This window comes from Isoptericola aurantiacus (genome assembly GCF_044769875.1).
GTDB classification, from domain to species: domain Bacteria; phylum Actinomycetota; class Actinomycetes; order Actinomycetales; family Cellulomonadaceae; genus Isoptericola; species Isoptericola aurantiacus.
Genome location: NZ_JBJBAE010000008.1, coordinates 1 through 1474, shown reverse-complemented (window position 1 = coordinate 1474; position 1474 = coordinate 1). Strand labels below are relative to the sequence as shown.

Annotated in this window: 2 protein-coding genes; one reads left to right on the top strand and one right to left on the bottom strand. The window is 65.5% G+C overall.

The annotated features are described in order from the left end of the window. A partial coding sequence (locus tag ACIQLL_RS17525) for a COG1361 family protein (RefSeq protein ID WP_402470002.1) occupies nucleotides 1–717 on the bottom strand: 717 nt, incomplete at its 3' end. Nucleotides 718–955: 238 nt separating this feature from the next. Here ACIQLL_RS17525 and ACIQLL_RS17520 point away from each other — a divergent pair. Next, nucleotides 956–1474 (top strand): hypothetical protein (locus tag ACIQLL_RS17520; protein ID WP_402470000.1); only part of this gene is annotated, 519 nt, incomplete at its 3' end.

The following is a 1474-nucleotide window of genomic DNA, read 5'->3' as shown; positions in this document are numbered from 1 at the left end:
AACACCCAGATCAGCGGCAGGCTCCACGACGGTGAAGGTCACCGGTGGGCTCGGTGTCGCTTCGGTCCCGGCGACATTGGTGTAGAAGGCCAGGGGGTAAGCCCCCGGTTCTGCGTCGTCGCTGACGTGCAGCTCGAAGGTCACGGTCTCGGTCCCCGCCGCCGGGACCAGGACCTGACTGCGGACCTCGTCCCATGGGGTGCTGCAGTATGGGTCCTGTCCGGTGGCCGTGGTGCAGTCGTCCAGCACGAAGAGGTGATGGTCGGGTACGACAGGCGTCTTGATGACGAAGGTGGAGATGTTGAGCTGGTGGAACGTGTTGGTGTAGTCGACCTCGACGGTGAAGGTGTCACCAGGCATGAGAGTGGTGTCGGAGACGGTCGCCGACAACGACCCCCGAGGGAACGATGCCTCCGTCGTCACGGGATCAGCGGCAGCAGCGGGCAGGGTCAGTCCGGAGAGGCTGACCGCGGTGACGGCGAGAGCGCCCAGGCTGGCGGCGCGTGTGAAAGGTTTGAGCACGACAGGCTCCTTCTCGACAGTGCCAAAGGCGGTGCCTTGCCACAGGGTCGACGACGTCGTCGCGTCGACAAGGCACCGGCAGCACGGTGACGGACGGCCGTGAAAGGACAGGCATGCCGTCAGCCCGTGCAGGGGGCCGGCCGATCTCACCGGTCCGAAGACTTGCTCGTTTTGCAAGTGGAGCGTTCGATCCATTCATAGCACTCCGCGCAGCTCTCCGCTCGACAGAAGCGCGACAGGCAGTGAGGACGACGGGCCAGTCGTCGGGTTGCGGGCGCCTCCAGTCCATAACAAAGTAGAACGGTCGCACGGTATCGACGGGTTGGTCGATCGTCTTCCTTGGCGGCCGTCCGGTCGGGTGACCTCGACCCCAGATCGAGCGCTGATGCACTGCGGCTCGGCGCGCGCCTTTCTCGAGAATCGGGAACAACCCATGCGCAAGCACTCTCAAGGCCTCGCCGCGGGACTCGCGGCCATCGTTCTCTCCGCCGCCGGGCTGGCTGTCGCAACTCCGGCGTCGGCGGCCACCCCCGCGACGGTGACCCAGGACGGGGTCAACCACACCGCGGTCATCACCGTCTCCGACACCGTGCTGGAGCCGGGCGAATCGTTCACCGTCCAGACCGACTTCACCAACAAGACCAGCTCCACTGGACCCGCCAAGCTCGCGATCTTCGTAACAGGAAGTGGCGGACAGATCCTCGACATCGACTCCTGCACCGGACCGTCGACCATCACGACCTGCGCCTTCGACGGCACCCGCTACATTCTCGAGTTCCCCATCGGCCCTGCGTCTACGGAAACGGCCACCATCACGTTCGACGTACGGTCCGACGCGCCAGCCTCCAAGCGTGGGTTGTCCTTCGAGTCCGGGATCTCCGGGGCGACCACCTCTGGTCCCTCTATTCCCATCGACATCGTCGAACCGCCGGCGGAGGCGGATCTGGGTGTC